Origin of the sequence: Streptococcus moroccensis, assembly GCF_030812835.1 — a bacterium.
Taxonomy (GTDB): domain Bacteria; phylum Bacillota; class Bacilli; order Lactobacillales; family Streptococcaceae; genus Streptococcus; species Streptococcus moroccensis.
The window spans coordinates 83,664-109,129 of record NZ_JAUSTM010000003.1; the positions used below are offsets into that span (position 1 = coordinate 83,664).

General features: G+C 42.6%; 25 protein-coding genes. All 25 read left to right on the plus strand.

Going from position 1 to position 25,466, the window contains the following annotated elements:
- Positions 1-51: 51 nt before the first annotated feature.
- The 25 genes from serB (at position 52) to J2S23_RS02240 (ending at position 25,379) form a co-directional block, all read left to right on the plus strand.
- The gene (gene serB / locus J2S23_RS02120; protein ID WP_307121186.1) at positions 52-744 is read left to right on the plus strand and encodes a phosphoserine phosphatase SerB; all 693 of its coding nucleotides are present in this window, start codon (positions 52-54) and stop codon (positions 742-744) included.
- Positions 745-1,054: 310 nt separating this feature from the next.
- The gene (atpE, locus tag J2S23_RS02125) at positions 1,055-1,255 is read left to right on the plus strand and encodes an ATP synthase F0 subunit C (protein WP_307121120.1); all 201 of its coding nucleotides are present in this window, start codon (positions 1,055-1,057) and stop codon (positions 1,253-1,255) included.
- A 38-nt stretch (positions 1,256-1,293) separates the two neighbouring features.
- The gene (atpB, locus tag J2S23_RS02130) at positions 1,294-2,007 is read left to right on the plus strand and encodes a F0F1 ATP synthase subunit A (protein ID WP_307121121.1); all 714 of its coding nucleotides are present in this window, start codon (positions 1,294-1,296) and stop codon (positions 2,005-2,007) included.
- A 24-nt stretch (positions 2,008-2,031) separates the two neighbouring features.
- A complete protein-coding gene (gene atpF / locus J2S23_RS02135) occupies positions 2,032-2,532 on the plus strand; it encodes a F0F1 ATP synthase subunit B (protein ID WP_307121122.1) in 501 nt (166 codons plus the stop codon).
- 1 nt (position 2,533) lies between these two features.
- Positions 2,534-3,070, plus strand: a complete 537-nt coding sequence (locus tag J2S23_RS02140) for a F0F1 ATP synthase subunit delta (protein WP_307121123.1) — start codon at positions 2,534-2,536, stop codon at positions 3,068-3,070.
- Between the two features lie 14 nt (positions 3,071-3,084).
- On the plus strand, positions 3,085-4,590 hold the full coding sequence (gene atpA, locus J2S23_RS02145) for a F0F1 ATP synthase subunit alpha (RefSeq protein ID WP_307121124.1): 1,506 nt from the start codon (positions 3,085-3,087) through the stop codon (positions 4,588-4,590).
- A gap of 24 nt (positions 4,591-4,614) precedes the next feature.
- Positions 4,615-5,490, plus strand: a complete 876-nt coding sequence (locus J2S23_RS02150; RefSeq protein WP_307121125.1) for a F0F1 ATP synthase subunit gamma — start codon at positions 4,615-4,617, stop codon at positions 5,488-5,490.
- A gap of 19 nt (positions 5,491-5,509) precedes the next feature.
- A complete protein-coding gene (atpD, locus tag J2S23_RS02155) occupies positions 5,510-6,916 on the plus strand; it encodes a F0F1 ATP synthase subunit beta (protein ID WP_307121126.1) in 1,407 nt (468 codons plus the stop codon).
- A 10-nt stretch (positions 6,917-6,926) separates the two neighbouring features.
- Positions 6,927-7,343 (plus strand): F0F1 ATP synthase subunit epsilon, encoded by a 417-nt coding sequence (locus J2S23_RS02160; protein ID WP_307121127.1) that lies wholly within the window; start codon positions 6,927-6,929, stop codon positions 7,341-7,343.
- A gap of 353 nt (positions 7,344-7,696) precedes the next feature.
- Positions 7,697-9,673, plus strand: coding sequence for a DUF2207 domain-containing protein (locus J2S23_RS02165; protein WP_307121128.1), 1,977 nt, complete (start codon positions 7,697-7,699; stop codon positions 9,671-9,673).
- Between the two features lie 373 nt (positions 9,674-10,046).
- On the plus strand, positions 10,047-11,057 hold the full coding sequence (trpX, locus tag J2S23_RS02170; protein ID WP_307121129.1) for a tryptophan ABC transporter substrate-binding protein: 1,011 nt from the start codon (positions 10,047-10,049) through the stop codon (positions 11,055-11,057).
- Positions 11,058-11,093: 36 nt separating this feature from the next.
- A complete protein-coding gene (locus J2S23_RS02175) occupies positions 11,094-11,957 on the plus strand; it encodes an ABC transporter permease (protein ID WP_307121130.1) in 864 nt (287 codons plus the stop codon).
- A complete protein-coding gene (locus J2S23_RS02180) occupies positions 11,954-12,712 on the plus strand; it encodes an ABC transporter ATP-binding protein (protein WP_307121131.1) in 759 nt (252 codons plus the stop codon). The genes J2S23_RS02175 and J2S23_RS02180 overlap by 4 nt, the downstream gene beginning before the upstream one ends.
- Before the next feature lie 184 nt (positions 12,713-12,896).
- Positions 12,897-14,327 (plus strand): 6-phospho-beta-glucosidase, encoded by a 1,431-nt coding sequence (locus J2S23_RS02185; RefSeq protein WP_307121132.1) that lies wholly within the window; start codon positions 12,897-12,899, stop codon positions 14,325-14,327.
- Positions 14,328-14,373: 46 nt separating this feature from the next.
- Positions 14,374-14,712: a PTS cellobiose transporter subunit IIB gene (locus tag J2S23_RS02190; RefSeq protein ID WP_307121133.1), complete on the plus strand. Its 339-nt coding sequence runs from the start codon at positions 14,374-14,376 to the stop codon at positions 14,710-14,712.
- Between the two features lie 96 nt (positions 14,713-14,808).
- Positions 14,809-15,123, plus strand: coding sequence for a PTS cellobiose transporter subunit IIB (locus J2S23_RS02195; RefSeq protein ID WP_307121134.1), 315 nt, complete (start codon positions 14,809-14,811; stop codon positions 15,121-15,123).
- Positions 15,124-15,178: 55 nt separating this feature from the next.
- Positions 15,179-17,191: a BglG family transcription antiterminator gene (locus tag J2S23_RS02200; RefSeq protein WP_307121135.1), complete on the plus strand. Its 2,013-nt coding sequence runs from the start codon at positions 15,179-15,181 to the stop codon at positions 17,189-17,191.
- Positions 17,188-17,502, plus strand: coding sequence for a PTS cellobiose transporter subunit IIA (locus tag J2S23_RS02205; RefSeq protein ID WP_307121136.1), 315 nt, complete (start codon positions 17,188-17,190; stop codon positions 17,500-17,502). The genes J2S23_RS02200 and J2S23_RS02205 overlap by 4 nt, the downstream gene beginning before the upstream one ends.
- Positions 17,503-17,527: 25 nt before the next feature.
- Complete coding sequence (locus J2S23_RS02210; protein WP_307121137.1) at positions 17,528-18,034, plus strand: hypothetical protein; 507 nt, start codon at positions 17,528-17,530, stop codon at positions 18,032-18,034.
- Positions 18,035-18,064: 30 nt separating this feature from the next.
- Entirely contained in the window at positions 18,065-19,411 is a 1,347-nt protein-coding gene (gene celB / locus J2S23_RS02215; protein WP_307121138.1) for a PTS cellobiose transporter subunit IIC, read from the plus strand.
- Between the two features lie 262 nt (positions 19,412-19,673).
- Entirely contained in the window at positions 19,674-21,335 is a 1,662-nt protein-coding gene (locus tag J2S23_RS02220; RefSeq protein ID WP_307121139.1) for a ribonuclease J, read from the plus strand.
- Positions 21,336-21,401: 66 nt separating this feature from the next.
- Positions 21,402-22,175: an alpha/beta hydrolase gene (locus J2S23_RS02225; RefSeq protein WP_307121140.1), complete on the plus strand. Its 774-nt coding sequence runs from the start codon at positions 21,402-21,404 to the stop codon at positions 22,173-22,175.
- A 129-nt stretch (positions 22,176-22,304) separates the two neighbouring features.
- On the plus strand, positions 22,305-23,012 hold the full coding sequence (locus J2S23_RS02230; RefSeq protein ID WP_307121141.1) for a M57 family metalloprotease: 708 nt from the start codon (positions 22,305-22,307) through the stop codon (positions 23,010-23,012).
- A 13-nt stretch (positions 23,013-23,025) separates the two neighbouring features.
- Positions 23,026-23,376, plus strand: coding sequence for a hypothetical protein (locus tag J2S23_RS02235; RefSeq protein WP_307121142.1), 351 nt, complete (start codon positions 23,026-23,028; stop codon positions 23,374-23,376).
- 83 nt (positions 23,377-23,459) lie between these two features.
- On the plus strand, positions 23,460-25,379 hold the full coding sequence (locus J2S23_RS02240) for an ABC-F family ATP-binding cassette domain-containing protein (protein WP_307121143.1): 1,920 nt from the start codon (positions 23,460-23,462) through the stop codon (positions 25,377-25,379).
- Positions 25,380-25,466 lie beyond the last annotated feature (87 nt).

Genomic DNA, 25,466 nt, shown 5'->3' on the forward strand with positions numbered 1-25,466 from the left:
AATTTTACACCAAGAAGGGGTACAATCGTAGGAGTAAAGGAAAAGTGGCTTATGTTCAGACGAAAACGTGAGAATAAGGTAAGAGGTGTTAAGGGACTTCTAGTTATGGATGTGGATAGCACCCTGATTCGGGAAGAAGCGATCGATATTCTGGGAGATTTAGCTGGCGTCGGTGATCAGGTTGCTGCGATTACAGAGCTGGCTATGCAAGGAAAACTTGATTTTGAAGAAGCTTTAGAAGAGCGTGTATCCCTTCTAAAAGGCCTACCTGAAACAATCTTTGACCTGGTGGTCAATCAAATTACTCTGACAAAAGGGGCTAAAGAGTTGGTTGATGAATTGCATTCCAGAGGCTATAAAATTGGTCTTGTTTCAGGTGGTTTTCATGAGAATGTCGACCCAATCGCTAAAGAACTGGGAATTGATTATGTCAAAGCCAATCGTCTAGAAGTCCGTGATGGTGTCCTAACAGGACGGACAGAAGGAGAAATTGTCACCAAAGCCACCAAGGTAGCTATGCTACGGGCCTGGGCAGATGACAATGATTTAGACTTATCTGAAACGATCGCCATGGGAGATGGGGCCAACGACCTCCCAATGATTGAAACAGCAGGAATCGGTATTGCGTTTAATGCGAAGCCTATCGTCAGAGCTTTAGCCCCTTACCAAATTAATGTTTATGACCTGTATCAAGTCATTCCCATTATAGAAGAGGTCAAGGCTAAAAACTCAGAGAATGATTAAATTCATCCACTGAAGATCTCACTAACCCTAACTTAATTATAAAAAGATTGTTGTTTTCCTGATTACACAGAATCACTTGCAGACAGCAATCTTTTTTTGACGTTTTACAGTCCTGTTTGTCATTTTTTGAAACAAGGCTGAGGCCGTATGCCACTAAACGATAGCCCGGTTTAGTGCCGTCAATTTTCAGAATATTACTGAATCAAAAGTAAAACGTTTTCGTTTTGACTTTTGGTTGACATTAAAAAAAAATAGGACTACACTAATGAAGGAAACTACATTTTAATTCAATATATTGGAGGAAAACATCATGAACTTAGGAATTCTCGCACTTGGTATAGCAACACTTGGTGTCGGTATCGGTGTTGGTACCATGGTGAGTCGATTCTTTACAGCAGCGGCACGTCAGCCTGAGATGTACGACAAATTATTTACAACACTCTTTGTTGGGGTTGCCTTTATTGAGGGATCATACTTTATCACTTTGGCCATGGCCTTTGTCCTTAAGTAAGGTCATTTCGTCTTATTTAAAAGAGAAGGAGGTCTACAGTGGAATCCCATACTCCCCAACTAACAGTTGGCCCAATTACCTTTGATTTAACAATCTTAGCCATGACGCTATTAACGGTTTTACTGGTTTTTTTATTGGTGCTCTGGGCTAGTCGTGACATGCAACTAAAACCTAAGGGCAAGCAAAATGTCCTAGAGTGGGTTTATGATTTTGTCATTGGTGTGACTGCTCCAAATTTGGGACAGACATTGGCAAGAAAGTACTCGCTATTTTACTTTACCTTATTTACCTTTCTTATTGTTGCCAACAATCTAGGTTTGGTTGCTAAAATCGAAGGGCATCATGAACTGAGTTACTGGATGTCACCGACAGCCAATATGTACTATGCCCTAGGCTTGTCCTTGATGATCACCCTTTTTAACAATTACCAATCCCTCAAAATCAATGGGATGAAAGGTTATTTCAAAGAATTCATCACCCCACCAGCCATGACGTTTTTTAATGTCTTAGAAGAATTTACCAATTTTTTATCTTTGGGATTACGGTTATTCGGGAATATCTATGCGGGTGAAGTGGTCATTGATTTGATTATTCAAATGTCAAAAGTTAATGTTTTCACAGGGCCGCTTAGTTTTGTCCTCAGTTTGTTATGGATTGCTTTTTCGGTCTTTATTTCGTGTCTTCAAGCCTACGTTTTTGTTCTCTTGGCGTCCATGTATTTAGGCAAGAAAATTAAACACCACAGCGAATAAGCTTATTGAAAGGGAATTGAAATTATGATTATTGCAGCATCTGCATTAAGCTCTATGCTAGGTCATTTTATTATTGTAACAGGCGCCTTTATTTTGCTCTTTATCTTGTTACGTCTTTTTGCTTGGTCTAAAATAACCGGCATCTTTGAAAAACGTGCCAGTCATATCTCAAGTGAAATCGATCGGGCCGAAAAAGCTAAAGCTGAGGCAACTGATTTAGTCAACCAACGGCAAGAAGCATTGGCTGAGGTTCGTAAAGTAGCTGATGGCATATTATTGGAAGCCAAGCAAACTGGTGAATCCATGAAAAAACGCATGGTTGCTGACGCTGAAAAACAAGTTGATGACATGAAAGCAAAAGCTGAACGTGATATAGAACGCAACCGCGCAGAAGCCATGGCTTCAATGCGCGATGAGGTCTCAGCCATGTCGCTTGACTTAGCTCAACAAATCCTGATGAAAGAACTGGATCCTGAGGGACAAAGCGACCTCATTGATCGCTATCTGGCAAAATTAGGAGAATAAGATGGAAACGAATAAATATGAGTTAGCCATAACTTACTCCCAAAGATTGGTTCGTCAAGCGAGATCAGAAGGCAATCTGTCTGACTTATTCAAGGAGATTGAAGAGGTTTTAAGCGTTTTTGACCAACAAAATTTAGAGAAGTTTTTCGCTAACAATACCATCCCAGAAAAAGATAAGGCTAATATTCTGCATTTATTTCAGCAGGAGATTTCGCCGATTTTAGCGACCTTTTTTGACCAAATTATTTTAAATACAGAATACGACATTTTATATGCGAGTTTGGCTGAAGTGATTCATCATTCGCAAACAGCGATGGGCCAATATGACATGAGAGTGACTACTGCTGTGCCATTAACCTCGAGCCAAAAATTACAGATGATTGCTAAAGCTGAAAAACTCCTGGGCTTAAAGGTTCGACAAGTGATAGAAGAGATTAACCCTGGAATTATTGGTGGCTTTATCATTGAAGTCAACCATAAAATTATTGACGCAAGTGTTCGTCATCAGTTACAAAATGTCCAAAATCAGATGAAATAGGAAGTGGTGTCGTTTTGTCTATTAACACACAAGAAATTTCTGCTTTAATTAAACAACAACTAGATCAATATACACCAAGTTTTAATGTCACCGAAACAGGGGTTGTGACCTATGTCGGTGATGGTATCGCCAGAGCACAAGGACTTGAAAATGCTATGAGTGGTGAATTACTTCGCTTCAGCAATGGGTCCTTTGGAATGGCTCAAAACTTAGAAACCCAAGATGTCGGGATTATCATTCTTGGTGATTTTTCGGGCATTCGTGAAGGAGATGTCGTCTCTAGAACTGGGAAAATCATGGAAGTCCCTGTTGGGGAAGGACTGATTGGCCGGGTTGTTAATCCTCTCGGTCAGCCGGTCGATGGGCTTGGTGTCATCAAATACCAAAAGACACGTCCCATTGAGGCTCCAGCTCCAGGGGTCATGGATCGTAAATCGGTTAAGGAACCTCTTCAAACAGGTATTAAGGCAATCGATGCCTTAGTGCCAATCGGTCGTGGGCAGCGGGAACTCATTATTGGGGACCGTCAGACAGGAAAAACATCTATTGCCATTGATGCCATTTTGAACCAAAAAGACCAGGACATGATATGTATTTACGTGGCTATCGGTCAAAAGGAATCAACCGTTCGAACACAGGTGGAAACCTTACGGCGATATGGTGCTCTTGATTACACCATTGTCGTGACTGCTTCAGCTTCTCAACCGTCTCCCCTGCTCTTCCTTGCACCTTATGCAGGAGTTGCCATGGCGGAAGAATTCATGTATCAGGGCAAACATGTGTTAATCGTCTACGATGACTTATCCAAACAAGCAGTCGCCTATCGGGAATTATCACTCTTGCTTCGTCGCCCACCAGGTCGTGAAGCTTATCCTGGGGATGTCTTCTATCTTCATAGCCGGCTCCTTGAGCGGTCTGCCAAGGTTTCTGATAACTTAGGTGGAGGTTCTATTACAGCTCTACCATTTATCGAGACACAGGCTGGAGACATCTCTGCCTACATTGCTACGAATGTGATTTCCATTACAGATGGACAGATTTTCCTAAAAGATAATCTCTTTCACTCGGGCATTCGACCAGCGGTTGATGCAGGGTCTTCCGTATCACGGGTCGGAGGGTCTGCCCAGATTAAGGCCATGAAAAAGGTGGCTGGGACCTTACGGATTGATTTGGCGTCTTATCGAGAGTTAGAAGCCTTTACACAATTTGGCTCAGATTTAGACGCCGCAACCCAAGCTAAACTTAATAGAGGCCGTCGAACCATTGAGGTTCTAAAACAGCCTTTGCATGACCCCATTCCTGTTGAAAAACAGGTCTTGATTCTCTATTGTTTAACACACGGCTTTTTAGATGCTGTTCCTGTTCAGGACATTCCTGAGTTTGAACGGTCTTTGTATGACTATTTTGACCTGCGCCATCAAGACCTCCTTGACCATATTAGAAAGACTAGTGATTTGCCGGAAGAAGCCCTGTTAGACGCAGCTATTCGAACCTTCAAAGAAGAAGGGTCTTATAAATAATTTAGTAAGAAAGGAGAATCAGTAATGGGGAATTCTCTCAATGAAATTAAAACGCGAATAGCATCAACTAAAAAGACTAGTCATATCACAGGAGCCATGCATATGGTGGCTGTCTCTCGTCTAGCTCGATCTGAGTCCCATGCTAAATCCTTTCAAATCTATACTCATAAAATCCGTCAAATTACGACAGACTTGATGCAGGCAGAGTTGGTTAAAGGATCGACCAACCCCATGCTCATTGAGCGTGATATTAAAAAGACAGCTTATCTAGTGATTACTTCTGATAAGGGATTGGTCGGTTCCTATAATTCGACGATTCTAAGATCTGTTATGGATATGATCGACCAGGACCATGATTCTGAAGACGAGTATGTCGTTTTATGCCTAGGAGGGATTGGTGCCGATTTCTTAAAAGCTCGTGGCATTACACCTATCTTTGAAATGCGAGGTCTGTCAGATCATCCTAGTTTTGAAGATGTCCGTCAGATTATTTCAAAGGCATTGGGAATGTATCAAAACGAGCTGTTTGATGCTCTTTATGTCTGTTATACGCACCACATTAATAGTTTGACCAGCCAGGTTCGGGTGGAGCAAATGCTTCCGATTTCTCATCTGGATCCTAATGAAGCGGATGGGTATACGAAAACCTTTGACTTAGAACCTGATCGGGACGCTATCTTGGAGCAACTCTTGCCCCAATACGCGGAATCGATGATTTATGGGGCTATTATAGATGCCAAGACGGCAGAGAGCGCAGCCAGTATGACAGCCATGCAAGCAGCGACAGACAATGCTAAGCAGATTATATCGGATTTAACCATCCAATATAATCGTGCCCGTCAAGCAGGAATTACACAAGAGATTACCGAAATCGTTGGTGGTGCCAACGCTATTTCATAAGTTTGGAAAGAGGAAGAAAATGAGTTCAGGAAAAATTACGCAGGTCATTGGACCAGTCGTGGATGTCCGTTTTGAGCCAGACGCCAAAATCCCTGAAATTAATAATGCCCTAGTGGTTTACAAAAATGATGGCTCGAAACAAAAAGTTGTCCTGGAAGTAGCGCTAGAATTAGGTGATGGTATAGTAAGAACCATTGCTATGACTGCGACAGAAGGGCTGACTAGAGGGCTAGAAGTCATGGATACAGGCCGCCCTATTTCAGTTCCTGTTGGAAAAGAAACCTTGGGACGCGTCTTTAATGTCCTTGGGGATACCATTGATTTGGAACCTGAGATGGCAGAAGACGTGAAACGCGAGCCAATCCATAAAAAAGCACCGACCTTTGACCAGTTATCTACGTCAACTGAAATTTTGGAAACAGGGATTAAGGTTATAGACCTCTTAGCCCCTTATCTCAAGGGCGGAAAAGTTGGTCTCTTTGGCGGTGCTGGAGTTGGAAAAACGGTTCTTATCCAAGAATTGATTCATAATATTGCCCAAGAACACGGTGGGATATCAGTTTTTACAGGTGTTGGTGAGCGAACCCGTGAAGGGAATGACCTCTACTGGGAAATGAAAGAGTCAGGCGTTATTGAAAAAACCGCCATGGTCTTTGGACAGATGAATGAACCGCCAGGAGCTCGTATGCGTGTTGCCTTAACAGGACTGACCTTGGCAGAGTATTTCCGCGATGTTGAAGGACAGGATGTCCTCCTCTTCATTGATAATATATTCCGTTTCACGCAAGCAGGGTCTGAAGTATCTGCCCTGATGGGGCGTATGCCTTCGGCTGTAGGCTATCAACCAACCTTGGCTACAGAAATGGGACAATTGCAAGAGCGGATTACCTCGACCAACAAGGGCTCTGTAACATCCATTCAGGCTATCTATGTCCCTGCTGATGACTACACAGATCCGGCTCCGGCAACAGCCTTTGCTCACTTGGATTCAACGACTAACTTGGAACGTAAGCTGACTCAGTTAGGAATTTACCCTGCGGTCGATCCTCTAGCCTCTAGCTCACGAGCCCTTGCTCCAGAAATTGTCGGGGAAGAGCATTACGAAGTGGCAACAGAGGTTCAGCATATCTTGCAACGCTACCATGAGCTGCAAGACATCATTGCCATTCTAGGAATGGATGAACTCTCAGAAGAAGAAAAAACTTTGGTTGCTCGAGCACGTCGGGTACAATTCTTCCTTTCTCAAAACTTCAATGTCGCTGAGCAGTTTACCGGTATTCCAGGATCTTATGTTCCCGTCAAGGAAACCGTTCGAGGCTTTAAGGAGATTCTTGAAGGGAAACATGACGGTTTGCCAGAAGATGCCTTTCGTAATGTCGGAACGATCGATGATGCCATCAAAAAAGCTGCCCAGATGCAACTTTAAGAGGTGATTTATGAAGCAGATGACTGTCCAAATTGTAACGCCTGATGGGATTAAATACGATCACCATGCAACATACATCCAATGCAAGACAACCGTCGGTGAGATGGGAGTATACCCAGGGCATTCCAATCTCATTGCTCCTTTAGATATTGCAGAAATCAAGGTCCGACGTATCGACGATGTCAACCATGTGGACTGGATTGCGGTCAATGGGGGAGTCATGGAAATTACTAATGATATCATTACCATTGTTTCGGATGCTGCAGAGCGTGCTAGAGACATCGATGTCAGTCGGGCAGAGCGTGCCAAATTACTGGCTGAACAAGAACTCCAAGAAGCTGAAGAAACGCATTCTATCGATCAGGCTAGACGCGCTCGAGTAGCCATGCAACGTGCTATCAACCGTATTCATGTCAGCAAGCACTAAGAAAAAATAATAAAAAGGAAAGTAGGACGATCGTTCTACTTCTTTTTTGGCTCTGTTAAAAGTGGAAAAGCGTCACGATGCCATTCAATACTAATCAGCACTAGAATAGAAAGTGCAGATTGGGATACAGTGAAGGTTGATTACATCAAAGCTTTGTTAATGGTGACTGTCAAAGGAATTTAAACGGTGACCTCCTCCAGCTCTTTTTTAGAAAAAATGAAAGAGTCCTCTAAAAAATGATATACTATGAGTAAGGGGTTACATCATCAGTCTAGAATGAGTTGAAATTCTCCTAAAAAATTCAAAATAGATCATTTGTATAGCAATTGTGTGGGAAAGGGAGAGGTGTTTCAATGCCGGCTCAAAAAAGAAAAACTATCATCTTAATAGTCGTTATTATCGTTGCTATCCTTGGTGCTATTACCGGTATTTTAGTGCAATCCGGCAGGAAGCAAGCAATCGGAGCCTATGGGATTACAAAGTATAAGGGGCATTTGACCATTCATGAGGACAATAGCGCTGTTTTTAGGCAAGTTCTGTCTTACCAGTACAATGATTCCTTTAATGGTCAGTATGTGAGCCTCGGTACAGCAGGGGATATGCCTCAAGGATTTCGAATCCAGTCAGATGACATTCAATATAGGGTTTATCGCAATGGTCTTTTGGTAAGCTCTAGCTATCCTGGAGAATTAGCTGTTCCAAGACCAGTCTCTGTTGAGAACATGGGGGATGGCTATCGGCTAAAAATTTATAATGCGGTAGGCGAAGGAGATACAGTCAGAATTGAAGTAGACTGGCCCCTTCAAAATATCCTATTTCCTTATCAAGATATTGCTGAACTCAATTGGGTTCCGATTAGCGACTGGGATGTTGCCCTGCATAATGTTGAGATTCAAGTCACAGCACCAGAATATCAAGAAAGCCAACTTGCGGTTCACACAGGCTATCTTAGAGAAGCAGCTCAGATTGACAAAAAAGGGGCTGATTATGTGCTCAAACTGGATTATTTAGGACGAGGAAAAAAACTAGAATTGCATGGTTATTGGAATAGTGACATCTTGTCTGCTGTGTCCAAAGAGCAAATGATACCTCAAAATCGTCTGTCTCATTATCAAGCAACCGAAGCTAATATCCAGAAATACTCCCAGTGGGTAGAGCGGATAACCTATTTTATCTTTCCTCTAGTATCCGTCCTTGTTATCCTTTTGGATGGTCTAAGGTGGTATTTCTTTAAAAAGCATGTTGATTTGCGGACTAAGATGCTAAAAAATGGAAGGCTATACGAGAGCCCAAGTGATTTGAACCCCATGTTGGTAGCTAGAAGCATTTACAATATTGATTTTGATAAGATCAACCCTGCTCAAGGAGGGGCGCCTCTCATTGATTTTGACCATGTTGCTCAGGCGACTATTCTGGATTTGATTGATAGGGGAAATCTAGCCATTGAAGAAAAGGCTGAGCAGCCTGTCTTGACCCTGCTCACCAACAAAGGCCTTGCAGAGTCAGAAGCTATCTTTCTTGATATGGCATTTGCTGGCCACATGACTTTAGAAATGGACCAGTTATTCTCTGATTTTTCGGCTGAGAATCATTTCCTAAAGACAAGAACCAAAAGTCAGCAAACCGCTATTCGTCGAAGTGGAGAGAGCCTTATACAGCGATATAACAAAGCATTTAAAGACTTGCGACAAGCAGTAGAAGATGACCATAACCAGCTGAGGTTACCAGCTTATTACCGTAACTTAGATGCAGCAGAGAAAAGAAAATGGACTGGAATTGGGTTGCCTTCCCTCCTCGTTGGGATTGCTGGTTTGCTCTTTTATCTTTATTTGCTCCTACAGTTTTCAACACAAAGCTGGATTCTGTTACTTGTTTTAGTGGTGATGCTTGGCAGTATTGTCTTCATTTATGCCAGCAAAAGCGAGTTGTCTCGCCAGGGCATTTTAACAGAGGCAGGATTAGAACAGTATCACCTTTGGGAATCCTTTAAAAATATGCTTCGTGATATTGGAAAATTCGATAAAACAGAAATTGATGCGGTTATGTTATGGAACAGGATTTTAGTGTATGCAACTCTTTTTGGGTATGCTAAGGAAGTCAGTCGTGTTCTAAAAATACATGACATTCAATTGGAAAATCCGTCACTTAATGCCTATGTTTACAGAGGTTATTCACCATTTTTGAGTTCCCGAACAGGTTCCTTTAACCAGGATGTCAGGACTGCGAGAGAGGCAAGCAACTTCAATGTTTCGTCAGGAAGTAGCGGAGGCGGCTTTTCATCAGGTGGTTTCTCTGGCGGAGGCGGCGGAGGTGGCGGAGGATCCTTCTAAGGAGAATCTAACATCCCTAAAAATAATTTTGCCAAAACTATTGACAAAGGGAAAAATCTTGCCTATAATAACGATATCAGAAAAGTAATTTAAAGGTGTTTTCAGGGAGCTTGTGGGTATTGTGAACAAGTAGCATCTCTTTATGAAAATTGGGCTGATATCACTAATGAATTCTAATACATAGGATTTCGGGGTGCACCCCTTACCGTGCAGCTTGTTGATTGACAAGTACGAGATGATGGATTATTCTAGACATTTCCATCAATTGAGGTGGCACCGCGGTTCCTATCGCCCTCACTTTCCTTAGGGAGAGTGAGGCTTTTTCTTTTCCTAAAGAAAAGTATTGGAACATAAATTAAAAAGGAGATTTCACATGAAAAATAAAAAATTATTGTCAGTTATAGCTGCTTTAGCTGTATTAGTTATTGGCTATCTAGGTATTACAGGACTAACTGGACAAGACGGTGAGCAAACTGCATCAGAAAAGTCTGAAACAGTAGCCATCGGTGTTTTGCAATTTGTGACCCATGAATCTTTAGATGAGATTTATCGGGGGATTGAAGCTGGGCTTGCTGAAGGTGGTTACGCGAAAGACAGCAACTTAACGATTAACTTTATGAATGCTGAGGCAGACCAGAATCAGATTCAAAAAATGAGTGAAAAATTAGTTGCCGATAAAAACGCAGCATTGATTGGGATTGCGACACCTGCAGCTCAAGGTCTTGCCAATGCAACTAAGGATATTCCAGTTATCATGGGAGCAGTAACAGACCCTGTTGGCGCTAACTTGGTATCAGACTTGAAGAACCCTGGTGGCAATATCACAGGGGTTTCAGACGCTACCCCTGTCGCTGACACAGTTGAATTGATTCAGGAAATCTCCCCTGATGTGAAAACGATTGGTGCCCTCTACTCAAGCAGTGAGGATAATTCCTTGTCACAGGTAGAAGCCTTTACGGAAGCGGCCGAAAAAGCAGGTTATACTGTAGTGCCATACGCTGTGCCATCAACCAATGAAATAGCAGCAACCGTAAACGCCATGTTACCAAAAGTAGATGCCGTATGGACACCTACTGATAACACGATTGCGTCAGCTTTTCCAACCGTTGTCTCTGCCGCTAAAGAAGCCAAAAAACCAATCTACACCAGCGTTGAAACCATGGTTGAACAAGGTGGGATTGCCTCAGTGACCCTTAGCCAATACGATTTGGGGGTTGCTACTGGTAAAATGGCAGCAGCGATCTTAGACGGTGCAGATCCAGCAACGACACCAGTTGAAATTTTCAGCGAAGGAACCATTGTTGTCAATAAAAAAGTTGCGGAAGAACTTGGTTTGACTATTCCAGATAGCTTGCTGGAAAAGGCAGCAACAGTGATTGACTAATTCACAGTTAATGATAAATATTTAGAAAGTAAACACATGATTTCAACCATTTCTCAGGGACTCCTCTGGACCGTACTAGGTCTTGGAATCTTTATGACCTTTCGGATTTTAAATTTCCCAGACATGACGACGGAAGGCTCCTTTCCTTTGGGAGGAGCAGTGGCAGTCACCTTAATTACCAAGGGGGTTAATCCTTTTGCAGCGACACTTGTGGCTATTTTAGCTGGGTGCTTAGCAGGTTTCGTGTCAGGACTTCTCTATACCAAGGGGAAAATCCCTACCCTCCTATCCGGTATTCTAGTCATGACATCTTGTCACTCTGTGATTCTCATGGTCATGAAGCGGGCTAATCTGGGACTTCTGAATCAAACGGTAGCCCAAGATTACTTGCCATTTTCTAACGAGATCAACCAATTGGTGTTAGGTCTTATCGTAGTCGCCTTGGTCATTGGTTTAATGATTGCTTTCTTGGATACGCGGTTGGGACAGGCTTATATCGCTACTGGTGATAACAGAGATATGGCACGCTCCTTTGGCATCAATACGGATAAGATGGAACTGATGGGATTGGTTCTCTCCAATGGTATCGTCGCCTTGGCAGGAGCTCTTATTGCTCAACAAGAAGGTTATGCGGATGTCTCTCGAGGAATTGGGGTTATCGTTATCGGTCTGGCTAGTTTGATTATAGGTGAAGTCATGTTTTCAAATTTGACCATGTTAGAGCGTTTAATAACCATTGCTATCGGTGCCATTGCTTATCAATTCTTGATATTAGCAGTCATTAGTCTAGGCTTTAATACCAGCTATTTGCGCATCTATTCAGCTATGATTTTAGCAGTTTGCTTGATGGTTCCAGAGCTAAAAGCTAAATTCTTTAAGGGAGTGAAGGTGAGCAGATGACAGCAGTAGTAGAACTGATCGATGCCACCAAGGTGGTTAATAATGGCTTTAATGAAGAAAAAGTTATTCTAAATCATGTTAATTTGACCATTTACGAACGGGACTTTATAACGATTCTTGGGGGAAATGGTGCAGGCAAATCAACTCTTTTTAACACCATTGCAGGAACCTTGCCGCTCAGTAGTGGGCAAGTCCGTATTCTCGGAGAAAATGTGACCCATTGGCCGGCTGAAAAGCGAGCCAAGTACTTAGCTCGCGTCTTTCAAGACCCTAAGATGGGAACAGCTCCTCGGATGACAGTGGGAGAGAACCTCCTTATTGCCAAATACCGAGGGGAAAAGCGAGGCCTCATTTCTCGGAAATTAGCCAGCCATAGTGAACTTTTTCTAGACTTGCTAGCTAAAACTGGAAACGGTTTGGAAAAACATTTGGAGACACCGACAGGACTCCTCTCAGGTGGTCAACGTCAAGCGCTAAGTCTCTTAATGACGACACTCAAACAACCAGAATTGCTTCTTCTAGATGAACACACAGCAGCCCTTGATCCTAAAACGAGCCAGTCGCTAATGGCTCTAACAGACCAATTTGTCAAAGAGGAAAAATTGACAGCCCTGATGATTACCCACCGCATGGAAGACGCTCTCCAGTATGGTAATCGCCTTATTGTGATGAAGGACGGGCAAATTGTCAAGGATTTGAATACAGCCCAAAAAGCGACCATGTCCCTAGCGGACTATTACCAATTTTTTGAGTAGACAAATTTCAGCCTCCAGCTAGTTTGAGGTGCTAACCATATAATGGCTTTAGAAAAAGAATTTTAAAGGGAGATGCTTAGAAAGTGTCTCTCTTATTTTTTCCGTATCACTGTGGAAAAAATCTCTATTTTGATACCGTTTTCAGTGGCGTATACTAGAGGTAATAAATACTAGGAGGTGCCATATGGCAACATTTAAAGATGGATTTCTTTGGGGTGGTGCAGTTGCTGCCCATCAACTAGAAGGTGGCTGGCAAGAAGGCGGTAAAGGCATTAGTGTCGCTGATGTGATGACCTCAGGTCGCCACGGTGTCCCGCGTGAAATTACGGCTGGTGTTCTTGAAGGGAAATACTACCCTAATCATGAAGCCATTGATTTTTACCATCGTTATAAGGAAGATATTGCCTTGTTTGCAGAAATGGGGTTTAAATGTTTCCGTACATCAATCGCCTGGACCCGTATTTTTCCTAAAGGAGATGAGTTAGAACCTAATGAAGAAGGGCTACAATTTTACGATGACCTTTTTGATGAATGTTTAAAACACGGTATCGAACCAGTTGTCACCCTATCTCACTTTGAGCTTCCATATCATCTGGTGACAGAATACGGTGGATTCCGTAATCGCAAGACCGTTGACTTTTTCGTTCGTTTTGCTGAAACTTGCTTCAAGCGATACAAAGATAAGGTCAAATACTGGATGACCTTTAATGAGATTAATAACCAGGCTAACTACCAAGAAGATTTTGCACCATTTACCAATTCTGGAATTGTTTACCAAGAAGGTGAAAATCGTGAAGAAATCATGTATCAAGCGGCGCACTACGAGTTAGTAGCTTCTGCTCAAGCCGTTAAAATAGGTAAAGCCATTAATCCGGATTTCGAAATTGGTTGTATGATTGCGATGTGTCCTATCTATCCAGCAACCTGCAATCCAAAGGATATCCTATTAGCTCAAAAAGCTATGCAAAAACGCTACTACTTTACAGATGTTCATGTTCATGGATTCTACCCAGAACATATCTACAAATACTGGGAGCGTAAAGGTTTTACGATTGACATAACTGACCAAGATAAGCAAGATCTATTAGAAGGTACAGTTGATTATATTGGATTCAGTTATTATATGTCCTTTGCGATTTCTTATCATCGTGACAATCCGCACTACGATTATCTGGAAACTGAAGATCTTGTCAAAAATGAATACGTAGAGGCTTCTGAGTGGGATTGGCAAATTGATCCTGAAGGTCTAAGATACGCGCTTAACTGGTTTACAGACATGTATCATCTTCCACTCTTTATTGTCGAAAATGGATTTGGCGCCATCGACCAAGTCGAAGCAGATGGGATGGTCCATGATGATTACCGCATTGACTACCTCAGTGCCCATATTAAGGAAATGAAAAAAGCAGTCGTTGAAGATGGTGTTGATTTGATGGGCTACACCCCTTGGGGCTGTATTGATTTGGTGTCTGCAGGTACAGGAGAAATGCGCAAGCGCTATGGCTTCATCTATGTGGATAAAGATGATGAAGGTAAGGGTACGTATGAACGCTCTCCAAAGAAATCCTTTGCCTGGTATCAAAAGGTCATTGCGACAAACGGCGAAGAAATCTAGGACTTCTGTGTGATAGGTCACATGGATTTTACCGAGGAGGAAAATTGTGGTTAAGCAAGTGTTACTCATGTGTGCTGGCGGGATGTCATCTTCCTTAATGGCTAAAAAGGTGACGGCTTATTTACAGGAGAAGGGGCAGACGATAGAAGTTGTGGCTCGGGGCATAGGTTATGGCAAGGAAGAACTCAAAAAAACAGCTGCCTATGACCTCTATCTGGTCAGTCCTCAGGTCAGGATGTATTTTGAAACCATAGAGAAACTTGCAGAGCAGGCCAAAAAGCCAGTCTTACAAGTTCCAGCCCCCGCCTATGTTCCCATTCCAAAGGGAATTATGGCTATGGCAGTCTTAATTCTAGCCCACTTTTCCGCAAATCAATTAGATTGATACTAAGATTTCCGCATTGATGCGGAAAAAAGCTCTCTTCACAATGTAAGCGTTTTAACGTATACTGAAATTATCAATAAAAAAGGAGCTATTATTATGGCAAAAGCATTAATTATTTGTGCAGCTGGCATGTCTTCGTCTTTAATGGCTAAGAAAACCACTGAGTTTCTCAAGTCTAAAGGACATGACATTGAAGTGGATGCGATCAATGCTAACGAGGGGGGCAAGGCTATTGATAAGGGAGATTTTGATCTTTATCTCATCAGCCCACAGACCAAAATGTACTTTAAACAATTTTCCGAAGCAGCGGAACGATCAGGCCGTAAAATTGCCCAAATTCCTCCACAGGCCTATATTCCAATTCCGATGGGAATTGAAAAGATGGCAAATCTTATCTTGGAGAACCTTTAATTTTTTTCTAACATGTGGTATGGTAAATCTGACTGATTAAGGTGGAGGCAGTGATATGCTCACAAACAAGGAAAAAACACTTGTTCAGCATTTGCTGAAACATAGGGAAGATTATACGACCAGCATGGAGCTAGCCGAACTTTTGTCTTGTTCGGATCGAACCATTCGAACCTATATTCGCAATATCTCTCAGGAATTGGCAGATGTTGCAGGTGTCGAGTTAGTTTCTAAACAAGGTCAAGGCTATCAATTGAGGGTTCAAGATGAAGAAACCTTTAAACAATTGACCAAAGAATTTGGCCAGGCAGAAGTCGCCTTTAGTTCCCTTGAAACGACTGACATCAACGATCGGCATAGTTATATTCTAAATAAACTATTGCTGGAGCAGAAGAAACTTTTCTTTGATGATTTGGCCGAGGAGCTATTTGTCAGCCGTTCAACCCTTTCCAGTGATTTTAAAAAGATCAGAAAAGACTTAGCGCCCTATCACCTCAAGATTGAAAGCAGAGCGAATAAAGGGGTCTATGTCGAAGGGGAAGAACAGCAAATTCGCCGTTTTATCATGGATTATTTCTTTAGCAGTGGGTTTTTCCAGACTCTTTACCAGTATGTGGACGAAGAGCTGGTTTACGGAAAAATCAACTTTGAAGCCCTGACGGTTATTGTCCTAGACGAGTGCCGAGAGGCAAAACTCAAACTATCTGATTTTGTCATTCAAAACTTAGTGGTCCACCTTGCCCTTGCCATTCGCCGCTTAGCACAAGGCTTTCATATTTCTGCTATTGATGAGGTCATTGGCAATCAATATGTAAAAGAATTTGAAGTGGCTAGGAAAATCATGGATCGTATCAGTCTGGCGACAAAACTTCATTTTCCTGAGGAGGAAGTTGCCTATATTGCCCTCCACCTCATTTCCAAAGGAAAGATAGAAAATGGCAGTTCGCATGATCTAGACGATGTGTCTCGAATCCGTCAGGAACTGAATCAGGCCTTAGAAGGGATTGGTGATCAGTACCTTGCGGGCCTCCAGCAGGATTTTCAATTGTTAGAAGGTCTCCTAACGCATTTAACAACGCTCTACCTGCGGAGCAGCAACGGGATTGTTCTTGAAAATCCTCTGCTAGAGGACATCAAAACCAACTACCCTCAGGCTTTTGAACTAGCTAAGGAAACCCTAGAGATCATGCCATCCTTTCAAGATTTTGTCTTGTCAGATGATGAGATTGCCTATGTGGCTCTTCATTTTATGGCTGCTCAGGAACGTTACAAGGAACAGTTCAAATTCAATGTTTTGGTCATCTGTGCGACCGGCTACGGTTCAGCTCAAATGCTGCGTAGCCGAATTGAGAATGAACTGAGACAGTATGTGACCATTAGCGATGTGGTTGGCTACTACGAGATTACCGATGAGAAGTTCAAGGGTATCGATTTTATCATTTCGTCTATCGATCTTTCCAATCTGATTTTTAGTGTCCCTGTTTACACAACATCAGTCTTTTTAAAAGAGGACGAACTGGCTGATATTCGTCAAAAAATTGAGCAATTAGATCAAGTTCGCCACCAGAACAAGCAAAAAGCAGACGTTAATCATCAAGATATAAGCCAACTCTTTGATCAGATGTTTTCAGCCGACTATTTTATCAGCTATGACACATCGATTCCATCAAAGAATCAGGTTTTAGAAGAACTGGTAGACAGTCTCAGTCGTCATGAGCAATCCCCTTATAAGGAACGGATGCTGGAATTGATGACTCAGCGGGAACGGCTCAGTTCGGTTCTCTTTAGCGAATCGATCGCTGTGCCGCACCCCATCAAGCCAGTATCAGAAACCTTAAAAATTGCAGTTGCTCTCATTCCGTCAGGCCTTAACTGGGAGGATGAAGCAGAAAGTATCAAACTGGTCTTTCTCCCCTCCCTCAGCACAGGGAGCAATGACGGGCTAAAAACGATCACCAATGCCATTGTCGATCTTGTAGACCAGCCTGATTTGATCGAAAAAATCAGCCAATCTCAAGATTTTGAGACATTTAAACGATTATTTGTAGAAGAATTAGGAGGAGAGAGATGAACCCTGAAGATGTACAGGTTGCTGCCTTTGAAATCATTTTAAATAGCGGCAATGCTCGGACTGTTGTCCATGAGGCCTTTGCTGATATGAGAGAAGGTCGCTATGAGGACGCTGCCAAAAAATTAGAAGATGCCAATGAGGAGCTCTTGCTAGCCCATCAGGCACAGACCCATCTTCTGCAAGAATACGCAGGTGGGACCGAAATTAAAATAGAAATCATCATGGTTCATGCTCAGGATCACCTGATGACAACCATGACCTTGAGGGAAGTTGCTCTTGAGATGTTAGAGTTATATAGAAAAGTGAATTAAAAGTATTAAGGAAGGAGGAATGACGATGCAAGAACATGAAAAAAAAGTCTTGGAGAAAAGGAAACAGGATGCTGCGATTAAAACAATGTATTATAATCGTTATTTTATGATTAGATATGTGACAGTATTCTTTTTAGTTATTAATCTAAATTGGGTGGCCATCCTCTATCTGATGGATTCTCCCACTATGATGTTGATTCCTTGCTTGCTTCTTGTTTTTGCAATTCGAGCTATGTGGGAACAGTATACAATGTATACCAAGGACCAAAAGAAAGCGCGCTATACCAAATATTTTCATTGGACAAGTATGGTTATCAACTTAGTAATCATCATCCTAGTCATATTTCAGCAGCATCAGTCGCTTTTTCCTTTCATTAAGATGTCTTTAGCAGGGACAATCACTGTTATTTCAATCCAACTCATTGGTCTGTTACTTTCATCATTAGTACTTGTAAAACTTAAAAAAATAAATCTCAAAAAAGATAAGCAATATAAAAGAGTTAAGCACTATTTAGCATCTATTAAATTGTAAAACAATGAAACACAAATAAGGAGGAAAATCATGTTTCAGTTTTTAGAAAAGTACCTTATGGGTCCTATGACGAAGATTTCTTCGTATAGACCTGTTCGAGCAATTGTTGCTGCAGGGATGGCAACTATTCCATTAACGATAGTCGGTTCTGCTTTTCTTGTATTAGGAGTCATACCACAAGCGTTTCCTTTTTTAGCAGATATTTGGGCTGCTTCATTTGACAAATTCGCAGCTCTAACGCTATTAGCTTACAAGTGTTCAATGGGTATATTCTCTCTTTATTTCGCATTCGTCATGGGCTATGAATATACAAAAATATATCAGGAAGAAGAGGGTGTCAATATCAACCCAACAAATGGTGGACTTCTTTCAGTATTTGCTTTCTTTATGACAATTCCTGAATTAATTTGGACAAATGGTCAGATGGAGCTAGTTAACGGAGAATCTACTATTAATGGTTGGACAGTTGGCGGAGATAGCTTAGCCCGTTTGGCAAGTTCAGGAATGTTTACGGCTATCCTTATGACAATACTTGCTGTGCAACTTTATAAACTTTGTGTAGTTAAAAATTGGGTAGTTAAAATGCCTGAGGCCGTACCAGAGGGAGTATCTCGTTCGTTTACAGCTCTTATTCCAGCATTTGTAGTAGCCTTTACTGTTTTGCTCATCAACTGTATCTTCATTTTCATGGGCACTGATATTTATAAAGTGGTTGCTATTCCATTTGCGTTTGTTGCAAATATAACCAATTCTCTTGGTGGAGTTATTGTTATTTATTTCCTAGTACACGCATTATGGTTAGTTGGTATACATGGAGCAACTATTGTTATGGGCTTGGTTAATCCTATTCTTCTAGCCAATATGGCCCAAAATGTTAATGGTGAATTCTTTGCTTATGCTGGTGAGTTCACAAATGCCTATGTCACAGTTGGTGGTTCAGGAGCTACTCTAGGAATGACAATATTTATTGCATTTTTAGCTAAATCAGAACAATTAAAAATGTTAGGAAAAGCGTCACTTGGTCCTGCGATCTTCAATATCAATGAGCCAATTATCTTTGGTTTACCAGTTGTTTATAACCCAACCTTAGCCATTCCATTTGTCCTTGCTCCGATAGTCTCTGCTGTTATTGGTTTCTTGTCAGTCAATTATGGGTTTGCAGCAAAAGCTATAGTCCAAACCCCATGGCCATCTCCTGCAGGTTTAGGAGCATTTGTTGGTTCAGGTGGTGATTTTAAAGCAGCCCTTACAGCTATTATCTGTGTTGTCGTAGCTTTCTTCATTTGGTTACCATTTATAAAGTATTATGATAATCAGCTCTACAAACAAGAGCAACAACTGGCAAGTGAAGTAGACTCTGATGCAGTTGTTTCCTAAAAATTTTAGTATTGATAACATTTTAAAAACCTTGTCGTGGTCAAAGACCTGACAAGGTTCTTTATTCTCGCAAGCGATTTTCTCCGTCTCCTTCTTTGTCATTCATTACAAATTACGGTATAATAAATAATGATAATGTCACTCAGAGTGGCATAGGCTGTAAATCGACTCGGTCAAACCCTTTGGCGACCGAGGACCGTATGTAATGAATAACTGAACGTGAGCCTTGGGCTCTTGATTCGCAAAAGGAGTAAAAATAGAAATGGCAAACATTAAAATAATGGCGTTAGGAGGTGTCCGTGAAAACGGGAAAAACCTTTACATCGCTGAAATTGAAGACACTATATTTGTCTTAGATGCCGGATTGAAGTATCCAGAAAACGACCAATTAGGGGTAGACCTTGTCATTCCGAACATGGATTATTTGGTGGAGAATAAAGGTCGTGTTGCAGGTGTCTTTTTAACACACGGGCACGCGGATGCTATCGGAGCTCTTCCTTACCTCTTGGCCAAGGTAAAAGTACCGGTCTTTGGGTCAGAATTAACGATTGAGTTAGCTAAATTGGTGGTTAAAGGGTATGACCCTACTAAGAAATTCAATGATTTTCATATTATCAACGCTGAGACGGAAATTGACTTTGGTGTCTCTGAAGTGTCATTTTTCAAAACGACTCACTCTATTCCTGAGAGTTTAGGAATTGTTTTGAAAACCGAGACTGGCAATATTGTATACACTGGAGACTTCAAGTTTGATCAGGCTGCAGAAACTGGTTATCAAACGGACTTTGCCCGTCTTGCAGAAATTGGTCGAGAAGGCGTCTTGGCGTTATTGAGTGATTCTGCGAATGCAGACAGCAAAATCCAGATTGCTAATGAACAAGAAGTGTCTAAAGAGGTTGCACATGTTATGGCTGAGTGTGAAGGCCGTGTCATTGTGGCGGCTGTAGCCAGCAACCTTGCACGGATTCAGCAAATTTTTGAAGCTGCTGATGTGACGGGGCGTCGTGTTCTATTGACTGGCCATGATGTTGAAAACATTGTCCGCACAGCGATGAAACTAAATAAACTTAAGATCTCTAATGAGCGTTTGATTATCAAGCCAAAAGATCTACCAAGATTCCAAGATCATGAACTAGTGATTCTGGAAACGGGTCGTATCGGAGAACCGCTTGAGGGACTTCGGAAAATGGCGATAGGCCGTCACCGCTATGTTCAAATCAAGGAAGGCGATACGGTCTTTGTAGCGACAACGCCAACAGTATCTAAAGAGGCAGTTGTAGCTCGCGTTGAGAACCTGATATACCGCGCAGGGGGTGAAGTGAAATCCATCACCAATAACCTAAGAGTATCAGGGCATGGGAATTCTCGTGATTTACAGATGATGATCAACATCCTCAACCCTCAATTCCTCTTCCCTATTCAGGGAGAATACCGTCAGTTAGCAGCGCATGCCGAGGCGGCTCAGGAAGTTGGTGTTCTACCCGAAAACATTCACATCATGAAGCGCGGAAATGTCATGGTTTATCAAGGGGATAACTTCTTGCATGAAGGCACTGTAGCTTCTGGAGATGTTCTTTTGGATGGACAAGCCATTGGTGATGTTGGGAATGTCGTTCTTCGTGATCGCAAGTTGCTTTCAGAAGAGGGAATCTTTATCGTTGCCATGACCATTAATCGGAAACAGAAAAAAATTGTGGCTAAGGCAAAGGTTCATACACGCGGTTTTGTCTATGTTAAAAAGAGTAAGGATATCTTAAGTGAGGCAGCAGATATTGTCAATACAGCTGTTGAAACCTATTTGGCTCAAGATAACTTTGACTGGGCAGACTTAAAGAATGTTGTCCGTGATGCCTTGGGTAAATACCTCTTTGACCAGACGAAACGTCGTCCAACCGTTTTGCCAGTTTTGATGGAAGTACGCTAGACATTATAGTACAAGTTTTTAGAGGCTGGGGCAACCCAAGCCTCTCTTTTAAAAAAGGAGAAGAAAATGGCTGTTTTTCAAATCGAATACCGCTCTGAAATTTTGGATTTAGAGTATCCTGTCAACGTCATCTATCCGGACTTGTCTCGAGTTGACAAGCCAGATGATACAGATATTCCGGTCCTTTACCTCTTGCATGGGATGAGCGGCAATCACAATTCCTGGCTTAAACGGACTCGTCTAGAACGCTTAGTCCGCACGACCAATCTGATTATCGTGCTTCCAAATGTGAACAATGCTTGGTATACAAACACTCAGTATGGTTACCGTTACTTTGACGCACTGACAGAAGAATTGCCAAAAGTTCTCCAGCGTTTTTTCCCTAATATGTCGAAGAAGCGTGAGAAAACCTTTATTGCAGGCCTCTCAATGGGAGGATACGGTGCCTATAAAATTGCGCTGGAAACCAATCGCTTTAGCCATGCAGCAAGCCTATCGGGAGCCTTGAGTTTTGATGGCATGCTGACTGAGTCCTTAGATAACCTCGCTTATTGGGAAGGTATTTTTGGCCCTATTCATCAATTTCAAGAGCAGGCTATGCCTCTGCTTGAGTCAGCTGAGCTGTCGGATAAGAAAACGAAGTTCTTGGCTTGGTGTGGCGAACAAGATTATCTCTTCCATCAAAATAACCTCGCGGTTGAAAAATTAGCTGAAAAAGGGATTGAAATTGACTATTCAACAAGTCCAGGGACCCATGATTGGTATTATTGGGAAAAGGAAATCGAGACGGTTCTTAAGTGGCTACCAGTAGGCTTTAAACCAGAGGAACGCCTGTCTTAAACGGATTTAAGAAATTCTTTAGGAAGCGATGGTAAACTGGTCAGTCCATAGGGTTAAACTTAAAAACAGTATTAGCTTTTAGAGAGCAATGGCCTGATAACAGTTAACCTGATAGTAAGGAGGCTTTTTATGAAACGTATCTTACTGTTTCCTTTTCGTGTGCTTGCGTTTATCATACGATTTTGCATGACTATTGTCACGACCACGGTCGTAGCTGGTCTTGCTTTTCTCAGTTTTGTATATGTGTTAAACACGGATACTTTTGCTAATTCTGCCTTGACACAGGCGATTAATGCAGGCTTATCTCAAGTGGTCCAAACAGTTCAAGATCAAACCATTAGTCAGGATTTATCCCATTTAACCACGGATGTGGTTCAGACTACTGAAGGAGCACGTTGGGAGACGGCGCAAGCCACAGTATATATCGCTTCGACTGACCCTACCTTTTATGAGGCTTATCAGCAGGCCATTGCCAATTGGAATGCAACAGGAAGTTTCACCTTTATCATTGTGGATTCTAGTGAGGAAGCAGATATTATCGCAACCGACTATGCTGATTCAGAAACGCCGGCAGCGGGACTAGCGGAAACAACAGTAAATCCTGTAACCAAGCGCTTGGTCACTGCAACGGTTAAGCTTAATAGTCACTATTTACTAGATCCTCAATATGGGTATGAAATGGGCCGTATTGTTCACACAGCCGAGCATGAATTAGGCCATGCGATTGGGCTAGGCCACGAAGACAGTCAAACATCTGTCATGGCTTCAGCAGGCTCATTTGATGGCATCCAAGAAGCGGACATATTGGCCGTTCAGGCCCTTTACAGCACACCATAAAAAAGGAGGAGCGGTGAAGCATTTAAAAAACCTATTCTTTGTATATCCCCAGCAGGTTCTACTTTTTATCCTTAACACAGGCCTGTTTTTAACCTTTCGATGGCAAATGGCTAACCTCGCCCAAACCACAGGGTTGGCTGATTTTTATGATCAGTATGCACCTTTTTGGATGCAAAATATGACAGCAGGCAGTCTGGAGCGTTTCCAAGTTTTCTTGGAAACCTCTTCCTGGGCCTGGTTGGTCGCCAGTATCATCTTGCTCATCCTCTGGCGCTGGTTGTCCAAACTCCTCAGAACAGTTTTTATGTTTGGTCTCTTAATACTTGCTGGATGGCTCATCTGGAAACTGCAACTTATGGTATAACAAAACAGGCTTTGGTCTGTTTTTTCTTTATCCTAGAAAAAGATTTCTAGGATAAACCTTCTAAAATCTGCTATAATAAGAACATGATTATCTTACATGCTAATAATATTGGGCGCAGCTTTGCGGGCGACGTCCTCTTTGAAAACATTGACCTTCAGATTGATGAACGGGACCGGATTGCTCTAGTTGGCCGCAATGGCGCAGGCAAATCAACTCTGTTAAAAATTTTAGTGGGAGAAGAAGCTCCAAGCACAGGCACCATCAGTAAGAAACGCGACCTTTCTCTCTCTTACCTGGCTCAAGATAGCCGGTTTGAGTCCAGCAAGACTATTTATGAGGAGATGTTGGCCGTCTTTTCAGACCTTCGTCAAAGGGAAGCTAACCTACGGCAGATGGAAAATCAGATGTCTAAGCTTTCAGGCGCAGACCTAGAACGCTTGATGACCGACTATGACCGTTTGTCTGAAGCCTTTCGACTCGAGGGAGGGTTTACCTATGAGGCTGATATTAAGGCCATTCTCAATGGCTTTAAGTTTGACCAGATCATGTGGGATAAGCCGATCGCAGAGCTCTCTGGTGGGCAGAACACTCGTTTAGCCTTGGCCAAAATGCTCCTGGAAAAACCTGATTTGCTGGTGCTTGATGAACCGACTAACCACCTGGACATTGAGACCATTGCCTGGTTAGAAAATTACCTTGTCAACTACAAGGGCGCCCTTCTCATCGTCAGCCATGACCGTTATTTCCTAGATAAAGTAGCGACGCTGACCATGGATTTGACCCCGACTCGTCTGGACCGCTATGTGGGTAATTACTCCCAGTTTATGGATTTAAAGGCGCAAAAGTTAGCGACAGAGGCCCAAAACTACGAGAAGCAACAAAAGGAAATTGCTAAGCTTGAGGATTTTGTCCAACGCAATATCGTCAGGGCCTCGACCACCAAGCGGGCCCAAGCACGTCGTAAACAACTGGAAAAAATGGACCGTCTGGACAAGCCAGACCTCCACACCAAGTCGGCTCACATGACCTTCAAGTCCGCTAAACCATCTGGCAATGTGGTCTTGACGGTCGAGGATGCGGCCATTGGTTATGACGGCGATATTCTATCAGCACCGATTAACCTTGACCAGCGCAAGTACGATGCCATTGCCATTGTGGGACCAAATGGAATCGGTAAAACAACTTTCCTCAAGTCGGTGCTAGGCACCGTTCCCTTCATCGCTGGGGAAGCTAAGTATGGGGCTAATGTGGATGTTGGCTACTACGACCAGAACCAGTCGGATTTGACCCCCAATAACACCGTGCTAGACGAGTTGTGGAACGACTTTAGGACAACGCCAGAGGTCGACATCAGAAACCGACTCGGAGCCTTTCTTTTCTCAGGAGACGATGTCAAAAAATCGATAGGGATGCTGTCAGGTGGTGAGCGGGCGCGTGTGCTCCTTGCTAAACTCTCCATGCAGGACAAGAACTTTCTCATTCTGGATGAGCCGACCAATCACTTGGACATTGACAGTAAGGAAGTTCTGGAAAATGCCCTCATCGACTTTGACGGGACTCTCCTCTTTGTCAGCCATGACCGCTATTTTATCAACCGCGTGGCGACCAAGGTCCTAGAATTATCAGAATCTGGCTCGACCCTCTACCTCGGTGATTATGATTATTATGTGGCCAAAAAGGCAGAGCAGGAAGCTAACCTCGCCACAGAAGTAGCAACTGTGAGTGGACAGGACCTCTCAGACCAGTCAGCGCCAGCCAGCCAGTCTTATCAGGCCAGCAAGAACGCCCAGAGAGAGCAGCGCAAACTGACGCGGCGCATTGAGCAAATCGAGATCGAACTCGAAAGTCTGGAAGAATCCATTAGCCAACTGACCGAGCAGATGGGAGAGACCAATGATGCGGGTACCCTGATCGACCTGCAAAAAGAGATCGACCAGCTGACCCAGCAAACGGAAAACCTTATGGAAGAATGGGAAGCCCTCAGCCAGCAGTTGGAAGGCTAAAAAGGGAGGAGCAAACTAAAAGAGGCTGGGGAAAAAGGTCCTAGCCTCTTTTAATTTATCATCAGTTAAACAAGGCGCAGTGGTTGA